The sequence below is a fragment of the Streptomyces doebereineriae genome (assembly GCF_031845645.1).
Lineage (GTDB): Bacteria > Actinomycetota > Actinomycetes > Streptomycetales > Streptomycetaceae > Streptomyces > Streptomyces canus.
The window spans coordinates 51,443-68,268 of record NZ_JAVREZ010000010.1; the positions used below are offsets into that span (position 1 = coordinate 51,443).

A 16,826-nucleotide genomic window follows, 5' to 3' on the forward strand; every position below is an offset into this window, starting at 1 on the left:
CATGGCTACCTACGTCAACCCCGGCTCGGCTCAGGCCGGTGCCCACGGCACCATCTACCGCGAGGTGTCGCCGGAACAGCAGGCGGTCGAGCAGCAACTCGTCGACAACGTCGTCGCCTCCTTCGACGCCTGCCAGGACCCGCGGCTGCAGGAACTCATGACCGCCCTGGTCAAGCACCTGCACTCCTTCATCCGCGAGGTCCGGCTGACCGAGGAGGAGTGGGGGACGGCGATCGAATTCCTCACCAGGGCCGGCCACATCACCGACGAGGTCCGGCAGGAGTTCATCCTGCTCTCCGACACCCTCGGCGCGAGCATGCAGACCATCAACGTCAACAACCGGGCCTACCAGGGCGCCACCGAGGCCACCGTCTTCGGGCCGTTCTTCGTCGAGGACTCCCCCGCCATCGAACTCGGCGACGACTTGGCCTTCGGTGCCCCCGGCGAGCCCTGCTGGGTCGAGGGCACCGTCACCGACACCGACGGCACCCCGCTCGCCGGCGCGCTCATCGAGGTCTGGGAGGCCGACAAGGACGGGCTGTACGACGTGCAGTACGAGGCCGGCAAGCGCGCCGGCCGGGCGCACCTCTTCTCCGCGGCCGACGGCGGCTACCGCTTCTGGGGCCTCACCCCGACGCCGTACCCCATCCCCGACGACGGGCCCGTCGGCAAGATGCTCGACGCGGTCGGCCGCTCACCACTGCGCGCCGCCCACCTGCACTTCATGGTGTCCCACGAGGGGGTGCGCACGCTGGTGACCCACATCTTCGCCGAGGGTGACCCCATCGGTCGCAAGGACACCGTCTTCGGCGTGAAGGACTCGCTGATCAAGCGGTTCGAGCAGCAGCCCGCCGGTGCGCCGACGCCCGACGGCCGCGTCATCGACGGCACATGGAGCCGGGTCCGCTTCGACATCGCCCTCGCCCCCGCGGGCGCATGACCTGCCTGCCGCTATGACCGTCGGGGTCAACCCTGACGATCGTCAAGGTCCGGAGTTGTCGTTCGGCTCGGGTTTCCCACGGGCCCCGCTTCTACGTTCGGGCTTCATGGAACGAGAACCGCGAAGGAAAGTCCGAACCGGTCGGCTGCTCGGCGCGTTGGCCGTCCTGGGCGTGGGTGCCGGAGTAGTCACTTGCCTGTCCCCCGGTGGGCTGGGCGAGACCGGTCCTGTGGAGGTCACGGGTGGCGCCTCGGCGTCCGTGTACCGGTCGGTGACCAGGGCGGCGGCGGATGCACCGTCGTGGCTGGGGCCCCTCCTGGAAGTGGCCACCGAAGGCACTCTGGTGATCCTCGGAATGTTGCTGGTCTGGATGTGGGCGACGGCAATCCGCCGCAAGGACACGCGAGGGGTTGCCGGATCCGTACTGACCGGCCTCGGCACCGTCGCTGCCTATACGGTGAGCGAAGCGGTGAAGCTCGTCGTGGACGAGGAGCGTCCTTGCCGCGCGGTACACGCAAGCGCCGAACCCGTCGCGGAATGCCCCGGGCCAGGAGACTGGTCGTTCCCCAGCAACCACGCCACCCTGGCCGCCGGCCTGGCCGTCGGTCTTGCCGTGCTGCGGCCCCGCCTCGCCTGGATCACGCTGCCCACAGCCGGGGCGGCTGCGCTGCTGCGCGTGCTGGTGGGGGTTCATTACCCGCACGATGTGCTCGCCGGCGCGACACTCGGCGGGGCTGTCGTGGCGGCCGTGCTGCTCGCGTTCATGCCCCTTGCCCAGGCTGCGGCATCACGGCTGGGAAGGCTGAGGCGGAATGATCCCGGCCTCGTGGGCCACCACCGCGGCAGCGGCCCGGTTGTCGACGCCCAGCCTCGCCAGAATGGAGCTCACGTGGGCTTTGACCGTTCCCTCCACCACGTGGAGCCGCCGGGCGATCTGCCCGTTGGACAGGCCGCTTCCGACAAAGGCCAGTACCTCTCTTTCCCGGGCGGTGAGGGCGGCGACGCGATGCCGGGCGGCGGAGCGCCGACCGGCCAGGGTGCCCACGCCCGTCGCGGCGAGGTGCGCGATGACCCGGGCCGCGACCTTCGGTGACAGGTAGGCGGCCCCTTCGGCCACCGCGCGGACTCCGGTGATCAGTTCCTCGGGCTCACCCGACTTGATCAGGAAGCCCGCCGCACCACCACCGAGCGCCTTGAGGATGTAGTCGTCCTCGCCGAAGGTCGTCAGCATGATGACGCTCGTGGCCGGCACTGTGTGGTGGATCTCCGCGGCGGCGTCGATGCCGTTGATTCCCGGCATGCGGATATCGAGGACGGCCACCGCGGGACGATGGCGTCGGACCAGTTCCACGGCGTCGTGTCCGTCGACGGCCTCGGCGACGACTTCGATGTCCGGATCCGTGGCGAGAACGGCGCGTACCCCCGCACGGATCATCGGCTCGTCGTCGGCGATCAGTACCCGGATCATCGAACGCTCACGGGGTGATCGTGTCCAGGGACACGAGGGTGTCCTTCCGGAAGCACAACTGGTAGGCGTCGCCGGACCGGTCGTCGAACCGGTTGGCCGTCATCGCGTAGTACTCGCACGTTGTGCCGTCTCCCGTCGGCTCGGCGGTCAGCGGTCGGTGGTTCGTCTGCCTATCCGGCAGGAAACGCTCCACCTCGGCACGATCTTGCCCCACGTAGAGGCGGGCATAGTCACGCGGGTCCAGGACCGACTGTGCCGCCGACAGCGTCTCCCAGCCCATGAGAGCCCCGCTCAGCAACGCTCCCGTCACGAGGGGCACCATGACCGCGGCGACCAGGGCCCGCCCGACCCGGCGCCGAGCGCGGCGATGCTCCTGCGGCAACTCGTCACCACGAGAGGCTGACCGCAGGAGCGGCGCTGGCGGCGAGGGTGTGTGCGGGATACGCGCGACGACTGCGTAACCTCCGTCGCGCGGGCCGTGATCGAACCAGCCGCCGGTTAACCGGACACGTTCTTCGAGACCGATCAACCCACGCCCTCCACTGCGAGGCCGGAGCCGCTGGTCGGCCGCAGACGATGACGGGCCGTTCTCCACGACGACCTTTGTTTCTGTCGCCGTATGGGTCACGTGGACGGTCGCGGTCGCGCCGGACGCGTGCTTGGCCACGTTGGTGAGAGCTTCCTGCACGACCCGGTGAGCCGCTCGTTCTACTACGGGCGGCAGGCCGTCCGCCGCGCCGTCGATGCGCACCTCCACCGTGAGGCCGGCCGCGGAAGCCTCGGAGGTCAGACTTGTGATGCCGGAGTTGCCGGGGGCCATCGCCGTTGTGTCGGTCTCCTCCCGCAGGACACCGATCACCTCGCCGAGACGCTCCACCGCGGCCGCGGCTCTGGCTCGGATGTCCCCGGCGGCGCTTTGGTGGTGTTCTTCGAGGTCCGGCGCGAGTTTGAGTGCGCCGGCCGACAGGGCGATCAGGCTGAGGTCGTGGCCGAGTACGTCATGCATGTCCTGGGCGATACGCGCCCGCTCGCGCAACCGGGCCTGATCAGCGATCAGTTGCTGCTCGCGTTGCAGCTGATCGGCACGCTCCCACCCGGCCCGGACAAGCTGTTGATACTGGCACCAGAACCGGCCCGCGAACCATGGCAGCATCGTGGCGGCAACCACCACGGTCACCAACCGGCCGGCCAGGGGCAGCCAAGCAGGAACGACGGACAAGACCACCACACCGGCCGCGAGAATCGCGACCAGGGCGAGCGCTGTCGGCGCCGTCCGTCCAGGCCGTCGTCCTGCCAGGAACGCGGCGACGGCAGCAGAGACAGCCCACCACAGGTTCATCACGCTCAGACCGGCAGCCATCGCGGCAGCCGCGGTGAGAGCGGTCCCCGGATCAAGTGCCCGCCGTGATACGGCGGTTCCGGTCGCCGTCTCACCGTTGATCATTGTGATGTCCACGGGGGTGACGGTACGGACATCGGGCGCCGTCCGACCACTGCCGAAAGTCCAATCCGCGCCGGTGCCGCAACTCCCGTTGTGGAGACGGGCATCGAGGACAACACCCAAACCAAGTTACTGGCGGGTTACAAGGGACTGTAAGATCCACTCCGACCAATGCAAGCCCTACCTGGGGGAAACAACTCATGACCAAGCGCTTTTCCGCCCTTGCTGTCTCCGCGGCCATCGTCGGAGGCTTCTTCATCACCTCCGTGCCCGCTCACGCCGCCACGTCGGCCGACCGGGGCGGGGTATCGGTCAAGGCCTCCGTCACCTGCAACACGAGCCAGCTGCGCCAGCAGATCGCCAACCTCAAGACCAAGGCCGCGAAGCTGAAGCAGCTGGGGGAAACCGCGGCGGCCAGGAAGGCGCTCAGCGACGCGGCCGCCCTGCAGAAGAAGCTCGACGCGTGCATCAAGGCTGACGACGACGCGAGCAAGCCGTTCCCCGGATAGGTTTCCGGTTTCGATGTGTGGCGCTGCCCATCCCGTTCCAGGGATGGGTGGCGCCACACGCTTGTCCGGCCCGCACGCACATTCCGTCACCCGCACCGATGCCGCGCGGCCGACGCCGAATTCACCGGTCCATCAGCGCATCCCGGCAGCTCGTCTCTATACCGGCGGGCGAGTGAAGCCGGTGGCGCCGCCGTCCACCGGGAGGGCCGCGCCCGTGATGTAACTGGCTTAGGACGAGGCCAGGAAGAGCACAGCGTCGGCGAGCTCGTCCGGTTCCCCTTACCGGAGCATGGGCGTGCTGAGCCTGACCCGCTCCCGGAAGGCCTCGGCTCCGCCGGATGGATGACCCGTCGTACGTGCGGCGATGTCGGTGTTCATGCCGCCCGGCATGACGATGTTGACCCGGATTCCGTCGCCGATGACTTCGGCGGCGAGGATACGTGTCAGGTGCTCAAGTGCGAACTTGCTGGTCCCGTAGGCGGCGGTTGCCCGCGCCGGCCCTTCGGCCGGCCGCCGAGCCGCAGAAGGCGACGGCCCCGCCGGGAGCGAGCAGGGGCCGCAGACCCTGCATGAGGAAGAACGAGCCCATGACGTTGGTGTCGAACACCCTGTCCCAGGTGGCTTCGTCCATGTCGTCGAGGCTCTTGGTGCCCGCCCGCCCGGGAACGCCTTGTTCGGCAGGAGAAGGTCGAGACCCGTCGGCCGGGCCCGCCGGGCGGGAGGGCGCCGGGCCGGAGAGCGTCGGGGCTGATTCACACCGAGGCCGAGACGGCGACCTCGGGGTCGTACTCGTAGATCCAGCCGTTCGCCCTGAGGGGGTCGGCCTGCGAGTACGCCAGGTCCCGGGCCTGCTGCTCCGGGCCGTCCGGAAGGTGGTTGAGGTGGGACCGCCCGTGCGACACCTCCTGCAAGCGCGCCGTGCGGCGTCGACGGAGCCCTTCGTAGCGTCCCAGCGCCGCCGACGGGCTGTTCGGGTCCTCCGCCAGACAGAGGGCCAGGACGGCGCCGTCCTCGATCGCCTGGGCAGCGCCCTGCGCGAAGAAGGGGAACATCGGGTGGGCCGCGTCACCCAGCAGGGTCGCGTTGCCGCGGTTCCAGTGGTCGAGAGGTTCACGGTCGAGCAACGCCCAGCGCCCCGGGGTGTCGGCCGACCTGATCAGCTCCACCAGACGCGGATCCCAGCCGTCGAACTCGTCGAGCAGTTCCTCCAGCGTCGCGGTGGCCGTCCACGACTCGACACTGCTCGCACCGGCCGGTGCGAAGGCGACGAGGTTGACGTACTCCCCGCCGGAGACCGGGTAGTGCACGAGGTGGTGGTCGGGGCCGATCCAGAGGGTCTGGGCGCGCCGCCTGGCGAATTCGGGCGCCTTACGCGCCGGCACGAGGGCCCTGAAGGCACAGATGCCCGACTCCCTGGCCTGAGTCGGCCCGACGATCGCGCTCCGCACGCGTGAGTGGACTCCGTCGGCACCGATGAGGATGTCCGGTCGAACCGTCTCGCCGTCCTCGAACCGCAGCACCGCCTGGTCGCCTGCGAACTCGACCGAGACGCAACGCCTGCCGAGATGGAGCGAGTCCTCGGGGACGGCCGACCTCAAGGCATTCAGCAGATCGGCGCGGTGGGCGGCGTAGGTGTGCTCGCCGTACAGGCGTTTGCACCCGTCCCGGAGGTTCTCCGCGGAGAGGACGGTGCCGTTCTCCCAGCGCCGGAACTCCCAGCCGATCTCCATCTGCACCGCGCGCTCGACGAACCGGTCCAGCACGCCCAGACGCCGGACCAGGCGGGCGGCGTTGGGGGCGATCACCAACCCGGCACCGACCTCGGTCAGGGCTGCGGCCTGCTCGTAGACGTCACTGTGGAAGCCCTTGTCGCGGAGGAAGGCCGCGGCGGCGAGGCCTCCGATGCCGCCGCCGAGGATCGCGATCCTGGGGCCTGCTTCCGTAGTCATCATGCTCTTTCACTCCCGTTGGCCTCTGGCGAGGTGGTGACTGGCTGCCTGCAAGAGTTCGGCAAAGTACGCACTGAAAGAACAGCTTCGTCCATCCAACGAACATCGGAGGTAGAGTCGCCGGCGCCACGCAGGATGAAGGAGAGGCCCATGCCTCGTGCGAACGAGCCAGGACGCACTGTCAGCTCCCGGCTCTGGGATCTGCTGTTCGCCTTTGACCCCAACAACACCGAGCTGACCCTCGCCGACCTGGTCCGGCGCACCGGCATGCCGCACGCCACCGCCAGGCGCCTGACGCTCGAGCTCGTGGAGGCGGGCGCGCTGGAACGCACCAGCGACAACCGCTTCGCGATCGGCCTGCCGCTGTGGCGCCTCGGGACCCTCGCACCACGCGCCGAGACGCTGCGCCGCGCCGCGCAGCCGTTCGTGGAGGACCTGTACACGGCTCTTCGCCAGCATGTGCAGCTGGCTGTCCTCCAGGGCGACCAGGCCGTGATCATCGAGCGCTTGTCGGCCGTCAACGCCGTCGGTCTGACGTCACAGATCGGCGGCCAGCTGCCCCTGCACTGCTCAGGCGTCGGCAAGGTACTGCTGAGCCACAGCACTCCGGCGTTCATCGATGATGTGCTGGCCGGAAGACTGCGACGCTTCACTCCTCGAACGATCGTGGACCCGGCCGAACTCCGTGGCCAGCTGGCGTCCTGTCGCTCGACCGGAACGGTGGTCGTCAAGGAAGAGCTGAGCGAAGGGGCCGAGTCGGTCGCGACGCGCATCGTCGACGGCCGCGGCAAAGTCGTCGCGGCCCTCTCCGTCGTGGTGGCCGCGGGCTCGATCAAACTGCAGGCGGCCGTTCCCTCGCTGGTCGCGAGCGGACTGGGATTGTCCAGGAGTCTGGGCTGGAGGCCGGGCATCCCCATTCGCACCTCGTGACCCATCGTGGGAAACCGGCACGCCATGCGCGTCACGCCGACGGTTGCCGCCGGGAGAGCTGCATGTGGCCGAGGCACATGGGGGCGCATGGACGTTCCCGACCGGGCCGTGGACGATCACGCAGTCGGGGAGCATCGCCGTCGACGGCGTCGCGGCGAGCCTGGTCCGAACGGCCACGGCCGCGGAGAGCGTGTGCAAATGCCGGCCGACGTCTCGGGCGTCGTGGCGTTCTCGCCTCCACGACGCCTCGTTCATCACAGGGCAGATCGTCGTCGCGGACGGCGGAAGCACGCGCCGCTGAGAGGTCTCTCCGGAGCGAATCACGGGATTCGCATGGTTGAGCGACTAGATCACCCGATCGTGAGTTCTTCCAAGGTCGCATCCTGTCTGACGCGATGCTCGGGAGGACGGTGTGCACCCAGGACTGCCAGGGCTGCACGACGGACGAGGGGGGATGGCGTGACGCGAGAAGCGGGACCGCACGGAGGCAGAAACAGCGACAGCCAAGCACTCCTGCTGGCTGCCGGACTGGCCGATCTGGCGGTGAGCACAGTGGGTTCGGCCCTGGGGACGGTGCGAGGACTGTTGCGCCGGTCGGACGCCACCGAGCTGGCCGGGGAGGCGGAGCGCGAGCTGGTGGCGCGTGGGCGTCTGGTGCTGGACCGGTATGCGGCCGTACCCCCGGCCCACTTGGAGATCCTCGCCCAGCGCGCCCTCGCCCGGAAGGCCGCCGGTGGCGCATGAGCGGTGGGAGCCGGCCGCGTTCAAAGCCCGCGTGGACGAGGTGCTGCGGCGGTTCGTCGCGCGGGAGGCCGATGAGTTCGCGGCGGTCGATCCGATGCTCGGTGCCGTGGCCGAGAGGCTGGAGGCGGCGGTAGCGGAGGGCAAGCGGCTGCGGGCGGCGTTCTGCTACTGGGGGTGGCGGGCGGTGGGGCAGCCGGACAGCGACGCGCTGGTGCGGGCGGCCGCCTCGATGGAACTGGTGCATGCCGCCGCGGTCGTGCACGACGACCTCATCGACGACAGCCCGTTGCGGCACGGCCGGCCCACGATCCACGTCGCCCTGCGCGGGGCCGTAGGGGCTCGTCCCGACGCCGATGCCGCCGGGCGGTCGTTGGCGATGCTGGTGGGAGACCTGCTGATGGCGCTGGCCGGGCAGTTGTTCGCCGCCAGTGGTCTGCCCGCCGCGTATCTCGTCCGGGCCCGCCCGTTGTGGGCCGTGATGGCCCGTGAGCTGATCGCGGGCGAGTGTCTGGAGATCCTGCGTACCGGTGCCGGTCCGGACATCGAGGCGTCGCTGAAGGTGATCCGGTACAAGACCGCCAAGTACACCGTCGAACAGCCCCTGTTGATCGGTGGTGCGCTGGCCGGCGCGGGCGTGCGGCTGCGCGAGGGCTACTCCGCGTACGGGCTGCCGCTGGGCGAGGCGTTCCAGCTGCGGGACGACCTGCTCGGGCTGTTCGGAGACCCCGAGCTCACCGGCAAGGCCAATGCCGACGACGTGCGCGGCCGACGGCCCACCGCGCTGCTGGCGGAGACATGGCGTCTCGCCGACGACGCGGAGCGGGAGCTGCTGCACACTCTGCTGGGCCGGGACGACCTGGACGGGGAGGGGCTGGACACGGTGCGCGAGGTGATGCGCCGGCTGAAGGCGCCCGACCGCATCGAGAGCATGATCGGGGCACGGGTCGAGGAGGCTCTCGGCGCCCTCCACGAACTGGATCTCCCGGCGGGCGCCGTCGGCGGACTTACCGCGCTGGCGCATTCCGCGGCGGTACGCCTGTCCTGACCGCCCGCATACAGACCGCTCGCATCCGGCGCGAGCCCTGCCCTCCCGGCAGCCGGCCCTTCCGCCTGTCGTGGACGTTCCAGAGGAAGACGAGGAACCCTGCCATGACCTACACCGACGCATCGCTGGACGCCCTGCGGCGGACCGGGGACGAACTCGCCGACGCCACCGTCGCCGAGCTCTTCGCCCGCGGGGAGGTGGGCACGTTCAACACCCTGATGCGGTACGTCTCCACCGCCGGCGCTCCCCTGCCGGACGGTCTGCCCGACATCGCACGTGAGTACCTCGAAGCCACCCGCACCCCGCCGTCCTGGGTGGACTGGGCGGAGATGGAGAAGGCCCGGCTGTTCTTCATCGACAACAACGTGCACATCTCCACCGCGCTGTCCTTCGCCTCGATGCCGGCCTGCTACGTCGTCCCGCACGTGGCGAAGCTGCTGTCGGCCAGTCACGGCCTGAAGTACCCGTCCAAACGGATGGCGGAGACCGGGCAGTTCACCGTCCATCTGATGCAGCCCGACGCCTTCGAGGCCGGCAGCCGCTTCATCCCCGCCGCCCAGAAGGTGCGCCTTTTGCACGCCTCCATCCGCCACCACCTCACCCGTGAGAACCACTGGGACACCGCGACCCTGGGCACGCCGATCTGCCAGGAGGACATGATCGGCGGGCAGATGTTCTTCTCCCTGCTCGTCCTGGACAGCCTGCACCGCCTCGGCATCCACATGTCGGCCGAGGGCGCGGAAGCGTACTACTACGCGTGGCGCGTCGTCGGCGCCATGCTGGGCGTCGACCAGGACGTCGTCCCCCGAACTCTCGACGAGGCCCGCCGGTTCCTCGACCTGTACATGGTCCGGCACATGGGGCCCTCCGAGGAAGGCGCCCATCTGACCAAGCAGCTGATCGACCTCTACGAGGAGGTGGTGCCCGGCACCTTCTTCGACCCCATCGTCTCCGCCCTCATCCGCCACCTCATCGGCGACACCTGCGCCGACTGGCTCCAGGTGCCGCGCACCTCGTGGGACACCGTCGTCAAAGCCGTGCCCCACCTTCTCGGCGTCCTGGAGACCATCGAGGACCGCTCCCCGCTCGGCGCCTGGGCCCTGGACCGCCTCGGCCACCTCACCACGGTCCTCGAACTGTCCTCCCTCACCCGTGGACGCGTCATGCACTACGCGATCCCCGAAACCCTCAAGAAGGACTACGGCATCACCGGCGTCGTACCCCGCCCCCACCGGTGGACCCCACCGACCAGCACTGTCTGACGCCCGGGCAGTTCAGTCGCGATGGGCGTTCGCTTCGGTCTCCGACGCGATGCCCGCCCAGCTCAGGGCAGCCGTGGTGGAGGGCAGCCACACCGCGTACATGAACGGCGTCCACTCCGCTGCCTGGTCACCGGCATCATCGCCCTCGTATGCGCCGCCTTGCCTGCGTTCGGCCTCCGCGGCCGGGAGGACGGGACCCAGAAGAACTCCGAGCACACCGAGCACCTCGCGAGGGTGCCGAGCCCGGCCGCCGTCCGGTCCTCCGCCGGTGTTGCGGTCAGCGGGCATGTCATCGGTTCCGAGTCGGCACCCGTGCCGCGGGCGGTCATCACCCTGATGTCGCTGGGCGGACGGCAGGTGGGCCGCATGGTGGCCCAGTCGGCCGGTGCGTACACGGTGGATGCGCCGGGCGCGGGAAGCAACGTACCCATCGCCTCCGCCGAGGGCTACCGGCCGCAGGCGTCCACGGTCGTGGCCGGCGGCGAGCCGGTCTCGTACGACATCCTGCTCTCCGGCACCAGCGGCCTGGTCGGCACGGTCAGGTCGGCCGACCACGGGAAGCCGGTCGCCGGCGCCATGGTGGTCGCGGCCGACGTGCGCGGCGATGTGCTCGCCGCCGGGCTCCCCGACATGGACGGCACCTTCGGCTCGCCGAGTTGGTGCCCGGCAAGTTGCCCCTCGCGGTGACCGCGGCCGGCTACCGGCCGATCGCGCCGCCCGTCGAGATCGCCGCGCACGGCGTCACCAGGACCGAGCTCGAACTCTCCCCCGGCCTGCACATGCGGGGCATGGTCCAAGCCGCGGGCCGGGCGCTGAGCCGACGCGCGAGTCACGCTCATCGACACAGCCTGCAAGGTGGTGGCCACCGCGACCACCGGCGAGGACGGCGGCTATGCCTTCACCGACCTCGACGGCGGCGAGTGCATGGTCACGGCGGCCGGCTACTCGCCGAAGGCCACCCAGGTGACCATGCACGGCTCGGGTGTGGACAGCCACGACATCGAGCTGTCCCACGCGGGCGAGTGACACTCGCCGGGCCGGACACGCCCTTCCCTTCAGGCGTGTCCGGCCCGGCGGCGAAGAACCCTGGACCAGGTGAACCCCGGGCCGGTGGCGTCAGTGGCCGTACCGTTGGACGCCGCCGACCACGTCGCCCCTCCCGCTCTCAGTCCTCGGCGACCCGAATGATCGTGCGGCCGGGGACACGCTGGCCCGAGGTGAAGGCGGCGGGTGCGTCGGCGAGCGACCTCACCTCACCGACACGCACCCGCAGCCGGCCGTCCCGCAGACGCCGGGCGAGGTCGGCGAGGCGTACGCGGTCGGGTTCCACGACGAAGAACACGGTCTGCCCGTCGTCGGGGCGCACGGTGGGCTGATGGGCGATGCTGACGAGCGTGCCGCCAGGGCGTACGAGGGCGGCCGAGCGGTCGAGGATGTCGCCGCCGATCACGTCGAACACGACATCGACCTGGCCGGTGTCTTCCCACCGGTCGGCCTCCAGGTCGAGGAACGCGTGCGCGCCCAGGTCGAGGACGGTGTCCCGGTCGGCGGAGCGGCCGGTGCCGACCACACGGGCTCCCGCTTCGTGAGCGAGCTGGACGGCGATCGAGCCGACGCCGCCGGCGGCGCCGTGGACCAGGACGGTCTGGCCGGTGGTGAGACGGGCGTGGTCGAACAGGCCTTGCCAGGCGGTCAGTCCGGAGATCGGCAGTGCGGCGGCCGCCGTGTGGTCGACGTCGACGGGGAGCGGGGCGAGGTTGCGGGCTTCCACTGCGACGTACTCGGCGAGCGAGCCGTCGCGGGTCCAGTCGGTCGGTCCGAAGACTCGCTGGCCGACGGTGAGGCCGGTGGTTCCGTACCCGAGTTCCGTCACCACCCCCGAGACCTCGTGGCCGGGCACGCTCGGCGTGCGGTCGCGGCCGGCACGGTCGGTCCAGGTCGCGGGCCAGTCGAGTTCGCCTCGGGTGAAGCCGGCGGCATGCACCCGGACGATGACATCGTTCTCGGCGGCATGGGGGTGGGGAAGATCCTCCAGGATCAACCCCGTGAGCCCGGCCTCGCGATCCCGGACAGTGATGGCTCGCATGAGCCTTCCTTTCTCGGTTTGTGGGGTGGGCAATGCAAGAGGCAGCGATTACGGAGGGCGGTCTTGTGACTCGATTCCGGCTGCTGCCCGGTCATCGCGGCCAGGGAGCCACGATGATGCGCTCCACCATGGACGTACGGCGAAAACCCGGAACGAAGTGTTCCAGGATATCCGCGTTGACGGTTCCGTAGGTGGTGTCAGGGCGGTATTTGAGGCCGTCGACGAATACCTGCAGGAATTCCTTCTTGAAATCGCCCCGCGGGTGAACGGCGACGATCTCGTCCATCTGGTCGACTTCCAGCCTGTCCATCCCCCAGCCGATCGCGTCGGTCAGCACGCCGTAGTTCGTGGCGGCGACCTCGGGCTCCATGCGGCCTGGAATCCCCGGCGTCGTGTGCAGGGCGATGGCCTTCCAGGCCACCTCGGCGGCGCTCTCGGAAAACCCGCGGTCGAGCAGGAACTTCCGTGCATGATCGGCGCCGTCCAGCTCGAAGCGCTGCTGCGTCTCGGAGAACGGGATCACAAGGCCCGCGTCATGGAACATCGCCGAGATGTAGAGCAACTCGGGATCGGGCCGAAGGTCCCTTGCCAGCGCGTGCAGAGAGCCGAAGAGAAATACCCGCCGGGAGTGGTGGAAGATCAGGAGATTCGTCCTCTCCCGAAGAAATTCCGTGGCCTCCACGACTGCCGATGTCTCGGGTATCTCCACCCCTGCGATGATGTCCGTCATGACGTCCCTGCTTTCCGATGCGATGCGCTACGAGTGGACCGTGCGTCCGTTCTCCACAGTGCCGACCACACGGTCCGCGGCGCCGCCTCCGTCCGGCCATGAACCCCTCGAATCCGGTCATCCCAGGGTGGGCCCGTGAGCACCGGCCCGCATCGGGTGGCCGTCCTCGTCTACGACGGCGTCAAGCTGCTGGACGTCGCCGGTCCCGCCGAGGTATTCGGGGAGGCGAACCTGCTCGGCGCCGACTACCGGATCGCCCTGGTGTCGACGACGGGCGCCGACGTCACCTCGTCGATCGGCATGCGGATCGCCGTCGACGGCAGCGCCACCACGCAGCCGGACCCCGACACGTTCCTGATCCCGGGCGGAGACGTCTATCCCAGGACCCCCGTCACCCGCGAACTCGCCGAAGCGGCCAGGGACCTGGCGGCCCGCGCCGGCCGAGTCGCCTCGGTGTGCTCCGGTGCCTTCGTTCTCGGCGCGACGGGCCTTCTGGACGGCAGACGGGCGACCACCCACTGGAAGATCACCGGCGAACTCGCCGCCCGGCACCCGAAGGCCCACGTCGAGCCCGACGCCATCTATGTGCGCGACGGCACTGTCTACACGTCAGCGGGCGTCACAGCGGGCATCGACCTCGCGCTCGCTCTGGTCGAGGAGGACCACGGTCCCGACATCAGTCGGCAGGTGGCCCGCTCGCTGGTGGTCTACCTGCATCGAGCAGGCGGCCAATCGCAGTTCTCCGCTCCTCTGCAGGGCCCACCGCCCCGGTCGCCCGCCCTGCGCAGGGTCGTCGACCTGGTGACGGCGGACCCGGCCGGCCCCTACTCCCTGGCCGAACTGGCGGGGCGACTCAACGTCAGTACGCGGCACCTCACCAGGCTGTTCCGCGAGGAGTTGGGCACCACGCCGGCCCGGTACGTCGAGTCGATCCGCTTCGACATCGCCAAGTCCCTTCTGGACCAGGGGTACACCGCCACGCAGACGGCGTCCATGGCCGGATTCCCGAGCTACGAGAGCCTGCGCCGCGTCTTCGCCCGGGAGTTGTCCATCAGCCCCGCCGCCTACCAGCGCCGGTTCGCCACTGCGCGGCGCGAGCAGGCCGGGTAGCGTCCGGGCGGCGGCGACAGCGTCGGTGCGTGTGCGTCACTGCGGCTGCCACCCTGCCGCATCGGGGCCCCGCCGTTCGGTGATCGCGCCAACGGCCAGAAGCCGCGGGCGGCCGCAGGTCACGCCCGCCCCGCGGCTCGTCGTCTACGGCGAACCGGTCTCCGCGCTCGACCTCACCACCCAGGCCCGCGTCCTCGATCTGCTCGTCGACATCCTGCGGCGCACCGGCGTCGCCTACCTGCTTGTCCACGACCTCACGGTCATCCGGCACGTCAGCCACCGCGTGAGCGTCACCCACCGGGGCGACATCGCCGAGACCGGACCGGCGGGCGAGGTCACCACGACCCCCGAACATCCCTATACCCAACGCCTGTTGCTCGCCGCACCGGTCGCGGACCCGGCCGACCAGCGACGGCGGCGCGAGGCGCGGCAACGTCTGCGATGCCTTGTCGCACCGCATCCCCGAGTTCCGGAAGGCCGCTCCCTTTCGGACCGTCAGCCGTCGAGCGCGTCGATCAGGGCCTTGACCACGTCGTCCGTCGTGGCCGTGCCGCCGACGTCGCGGGTGAGGATGCCCGCACCGGTCGTGGCCTCGATCGCCTTGTTCAGACGGGCCGCCTGGTCGGGCAGGCCGAAGTGCTCCAGCATCAGCGCGGCGCTGCCGACCGCGCCGATCGGGTTGGCCAGGCCCTGGCCCGCGATGTCCGGGGCGGAGCCGTGGACCGGCTCGAACATGCTGGGGAAGCGGCGCTCCGGGTTGAGGTTGGCGCTGGCGGCCAGGCCCAGGCTGCCGGCCAGTGCGCTGCCGAGGTCGGAGAGGATGTCGGCGTTGAGGTTGGAGGCGACGACGACCGAGAGGTCCTCGGGGCGCAGGACGAACTTGGCGGACATCGCGTCCACGAGCACGCTCTCCGTCTCGACGTCCGGGTAGTCGGCGGCGACCCGCTTGAAGACGTCGTCCCACAGGACCATGCCGTACTGCTGGGCATTGCTCTTGGTCACCGAGGAGACCTTCTTGTGCGCCCTCGTGCGGGCCAGGTCGAAGGCGAACCGCATGATCCGCTCGCAGCCGACCTCGGTGAACAGGGCCGACTGGACGGCGACTTCACCGCCGTGCCCGCGGGCGGAGAGGTTGCGGCCGCCGAGGCCCGCGTACTCGCCCTCGCTGTTCTCTCGGACGACGACCCAGTCCAGCTCGGTGTCGTCGGCCTTGCGCAGGGGGCTCTGGACGCCGGGCAGGAAGTGCACGGGGCGGACGTTGGCCCACTGGTCGAAGTTCTGGCAGATCTTCAGGCGCAGGCCCCACAGGCTGACGTGGTCGGGGACGGTGGGCCAGCCGACCGCGCCGAAGTAGATCGCGTCGAAGTCCTTGAGCCGCTCCAGGCCGTCGTCGTCGATCATCTTGCCGGTGCGCTCGTAGAAGTCGCAGCCCCAGGGGAACTCCTCCCAGGCGAAGGCAAAGGGGGTCGCGGAGGCCTTGGAGGTCTCGGCCAGGGCGTCCAGGACGGCACGCCCGGCGGCGACGACCTCCTTGCCCACCCCGTCGGCGGGTATGGCGGCGATACGAAACGTGTGGGGTGCGGCTGTCATGGGTGCCTCCGGCTCGCTGGCGTGCGGTCGGTTCGAGTCAACACACCGACGTCACCGTGCGTCCAAGACCTGCTTTCGATACGACGTATAGGCGTGGCCGATCGGTCCGGCGTCAAACCGCCAACGCCCGCCGCTGTGCCAGGGATGTGGTGAGGGCGAGGAACGCCCGCGCGGCCGGTGTGAGGTGCGCGGGCAGACTGACCATCGCCACATGGAGGCGGGCCGTGGGCTCGATGGGGGCGACCACTGCTCCGCAACGACGGGCCAGCCGGGTCCAGGAGGAAGGCAGGACCGTGACACCCACCCCGGTGAGGACCAGCGGCAGGATCGACGTGCGGTGGTCCACGACCGTCACGATCTCCGTACCGGTGCCGCCCGCGGTGATGTCGTCCACAATGCTGCGCATCAGGCTGCCGGTCCGGGAGGCGATGAGCTTCTGACCGGCCAGGTCCTCGGGCCGGATGGTGACGTCGTCCTGGATCGCCCCGCCGGGTGCAGCGACGACCACGAACGGCTGGTCCTCGACGTGCAGGACGTCCAGGCCGGACGGGTGCACGGGTGCGGCGCTGCCCAGCAGGCCCAGTTCGCAGGCGCCGCTGCGCACCAGGGAGACGACCTCGTCCGGGGTGAAGGCGGCCTGGGTGCTCACCGTCACCGACGGATGCAGTTCGGTGAAGCGGTGGATGAGGGTGGTGAGCGGTTCGATGCCGGGCGAGGGCATGGTGGCGACCTCGACGGTGCCGCCGTGCAGCCCGGCGAGCGCAGCGGCGGTGTCCCGTACGGCGTCCAGGTCCCGCAGCACACGTCGGCTCGGCTCCAGCAGTTCCGCACCGGCTTCGCTCAGTACGACGCCCCGTCCCACCCGGTGGAAGAGGGCCACCCCGAGATCGGCCTCCAGATTGGCCATCGCCTGTGACAGCGACGGCTGGGCCACGTGGAGGGCGGCTGCGGCCTTGCTGAAACCGCCGTGCTCGACGATGGCGAGGAAGTACTCCAGTTGCCGGGCGTCCACGGCGTCTCTC

The 16,826-nt window shown here is 70.0% G+C and carries 19 protein-coding genes and 2 pseudogenes; 11 read left to right on the plus strand and 10 right to left on the minus strand.

The features are described 5' to 3' along the window. Nucleotide 1 precedes the first annotated feature (1 nt). Together RNB18_RS27375 and RNB18_RS54120 are read left to right on the plus strand one after the other, a co-directional pair. A complete protein-coding gene (locus RNB18_RS27375) occupies nt 2–940 on the plus strand; it encodes a dioxygenase family protein (protein ID WP_311716759.1) in 939 nt (312 codons plus the stop codon). Nucleotides 941–1,046: 106 nt separating this feature from the next. After that, nucleotides 1,047–1,742, plus strand: a pseudogene (locus RNB18_RS54120) (phosphatase PAP2 family protein); the annotation flags it as partial. Here RNB18_RS54120 and RNB18_RS27385 read toward each other — a convergent pair. Further along, nucleotides 1,728–2,408, minus strand: a complete 681-nt coding sequence (locus RNB18_RS27385) for a response regulator transcription factor (protein WP_311716760.1) — start codon at nt 2,406–2,408, stop codon at nt 1,728–1,730. The pseudogene RNB18_RS54120 and the gene RNB18_RS27385 overlap by 15 nt on opposite strands. A 7-nt stretch (nt 2,409–2,415) precedes the next feature. Next, nucleotides 2,416–3,852: a sensor histidine kinase gene (locus RNB18_RS27390; protein WP_394817683.1), complete on the minus strand. Its 1,437-nt coding sequence runs from the start codon at nt 3,850–3,852 to the stop codon at nt 2,416–2,418. Nucleotides 3,853–4,049: 197 nt separating this feature from the next. Here RNB18_RS27390 and RNB18_RS27395 point away from each other — a divergent pair, with 197 nt between their 5' ends. Continuing rightward, nucleotides 4,050–4,358 carry a hypothetical protein gene (locus tag RNB18_RS27395; RefSeq protein WP_311716761.1) on the plus strand — a complete coding sequence of 103 codons (309 nt, stop codon included), beginning with the start codon at nt 4,050–4,052 and terminating at the stop codon, nt 4,356–4,358. 279 nt (nt 4,359–4,637) lie between these two features. Here the strand turns inward: RNB18_RS27395 and RNB18_RS27400 are convergent, their stop codons facing one another. The 3 genes from RNB18_RS27400 to RNB18_RS27410 all read right to left on the minus strand — a co-directional run bounded on the left by RNB18_RS27400 (nt 4,638) and on the right by RNB18_RS27410 (nt 6,310). Next, nucleotides 4,638–4,805, minus strand: coding sequence for an SDR family oxidoreductase (locus RNB18_RS27400; protein WP_311717026.1), 168 nt, complete (start codon nt 4,803–4,805; stop codon nt 4,638–4,640). Between the two features lie 4 nt (nt 4,806–4,809). Further along, entirely contained in the window at nt 4,810–4,989 is a 180-nt protein-coding gene (locus RNB18_RS27405; protein ID WP_311717042.1) for a hypothetical protein, read from the minus strand. Between the two features lie 121 nt (nt 4,990–5,110). Then, nucleotides 5,111–6,310: an FAD-dependent monooxygenase gene (locus RNB18_RS27410; RefSeq protein WP_311716762.1), complete on the minus strand. Its 1,200-nt coding sequence runs from the start codon at nt 6,308–6,310 to the stop codon at nt 5,111–5,113. 147 nt (nt 6,311–6,457) lie between these two features. Here RNB18_RS27410 and RNB18_RS27415 point away from each other — a divergent pair, with 147 nt between their 5' ends. The 4 genes from RNB18_RS27415 (at nt 6,458) to RNB18_RS27430 (ending at nt 10,288) form a co-directional block, all read left to right on the plus strand. Then, nucleotides 6,458–7,237, plus strand: a complete 780-nt coding sequence (locus tag RNB18_RS27415; RefSeq protein ID WP_311716763.1) for an IclR family transcriptional regulator — start codon at nt 6,458–6,460, stop codon at nt 7,235–7,237. A gap of 459 nt (nt 7,238–7,696) precedes the next feature. Then, nucleotides 7,697–7,981, plus strand: a complete 285-nt coding sequence (locus RNB18_RS27420; protein WP_311716764.1) for a polyprenyl synthetase — start codon at nt 7,697–7,699, stop codon at nt 7,979–7,981. After that, the gene (locus RNB18_RS27425; RefSeq protein ID WP_311716765.1) at nt 7,971–9,026 is read left to right on the plus strand and encodes a polyprenyl synthetase family protein; all 1,056 of its coding nucleotides are present in this window, start codon (nt 7,971–7,973) and stop codon (nt 9,024–9,026) included. Before RNB18_RS27420 ends, RNB18_RS27425 begins: the two co-directional genes overlap by 11 nt. 104 nt (nt 9,027–9,130) lie before the next feature. Continuing rightward, on the plus strand, nt 9,131–10,288 hold the full coding sequence (locus RNB18_RS27430) for an oxygenase MpaB family protein (RefSeq protein WP_311716766.1): 1,158 nt from the start codon (nt 9,131–9,133) through the stop codon (nt 10,286–10,288). A 12-nt stretch (nt 10,289–10,300) separates the two neighbouring features. On the opposite strand, the gene RNB18_RS27435 is transcribed toward RNB18_RS27430, so the two are convergent. Next, nucleotides 10,301–10,504, minus strand: a complete 204-nt coding sequence (locus RNB18_RS27435) for a hypothetical protein (protein ID WP_311716767.1) — start codon at nt 10,502–10,504, stop codon at nt 10,301–10,303. 18 nt (nt 10,505–10,522) lie between these two features. Between RNB18_RS27435 and RNB18_RS53760 the strand changes: the two genes are divergently transcribed. Together RNB18_RS53760 and RNB18_RS53765 are read left to right on the plus strand one after the other, a co-directional pair. Beyond that, nucleotides 10,523–10,975, plus strand: a complete 453-nt coding sequence (locus tag RNB18_RS53760; RefSeq protein WP_394817675.1) for a carboxypeptidase-like regulatory domain-containing protein — start codon at nt 10,523–10,525, stop codon at nt 10,973–10,975. A 171-nt stretch (nt 10,976–11,146) separates the two neighbouring features. Next, complete coding sequence (locus tag RNB18_RS53765) at nt 11,147–11,314, plus strand: hypothetical protein (protein ID WP_394817676.1); 168 nt, start codon at nt 11,147–11,149, stop codon at nt 11,312–11,314. A 139-nt stretch (nt 11,315–11,453) separates the two neighbouring features. Here the strand turns inward: RNB18_RS53765 and RNB18_RS27445 are convergent, their stop codons facing one another. Together RNB18_RS27445 and RNB18_RS27450 are read right to left on the minus strand one after the other, a co-directional pair. Beyond that, nucleotides 11,454–12,374, minus strand: a complete 921-nt coding sequence (locus tag RNB18_RS27445; protein ID WP_311716768.1) for an NADP-dependent oxidoreductase — start codon at nt 12,372–12,374, stop codon at nt 11,454–11,456. A 91-nt stretch (nt 12,375–12,465) separates the two neighbouring features. After that, nucleotides 12,466–13,104 carry an HD domain-containing protein gene (locus RNB18_RS27450; RefSeq protein ID WP_311716769.1) on the minus strand — a complete coding sequence of 213 codons (639 nt, stop codon included), beginning with the start codon at nt 13,102–13,104 and terminating at the stop codon, nt 12,466–12,468. Between the two features lie 135 nt (nt 13,105–13,239). Here RNB18_RS27450 and RNB18_RS27455 point away from each other — a divergent pair, with 135 nt between their 5' ends. Both RNB18_RS27455 and RNB18_RS27460 read left to right on the plus strand, forming a co-directional pair. Then, entirely contained in the window at nt 13,240–14,214 is a 975-nt protein-coding gene (locus tag RNB18_RS27455; RefSeq protein ID WP_311716770.1) for a GlxA family transcriptional regulator, read from the plus strand. Nucleotides 14,215–14,341: 127 nt separating this feature from the next. Beyond that, nucleotides 14,342–14,653, plus strand: a pseudogene (locus tag RNB18_RS27460) (peptide ABC transporter ATP-binding protein); the annotation flags it as partial. 56 nt (nt 14,654–14,709) lie between these two features. On the opposite strand, the gene RNB18_RS27465 reads toward RNB18_RS27460, so the two are convergent. Continuing rightward, the gene (locus RNB18_RS27465; protein ID WP_311716771.1) at nt 14,710–15,804 is read right to left on the minus strand and encodes a tartrate dehydrogenase; all 1,095 of its coding nucleotides are present in this window, start codon (nt 15,802–15,804) and stop codon (nt 14,710–14,712) included. A gap of 112 nt (nt 15,805–15,916) precedes the next feature. Next, a complete protein-coding gene (locus RNB18_RS27470; RefSeq protein ID WP_311716772.1) occupies nt 15,917–16,816 on the minus strand; it encodes a LysR family transcriptional regulator in 900 nt (299 codons plus the stop codon). Nucleotides 16,817–16,826: the final 10 nt, after the last annotated feature.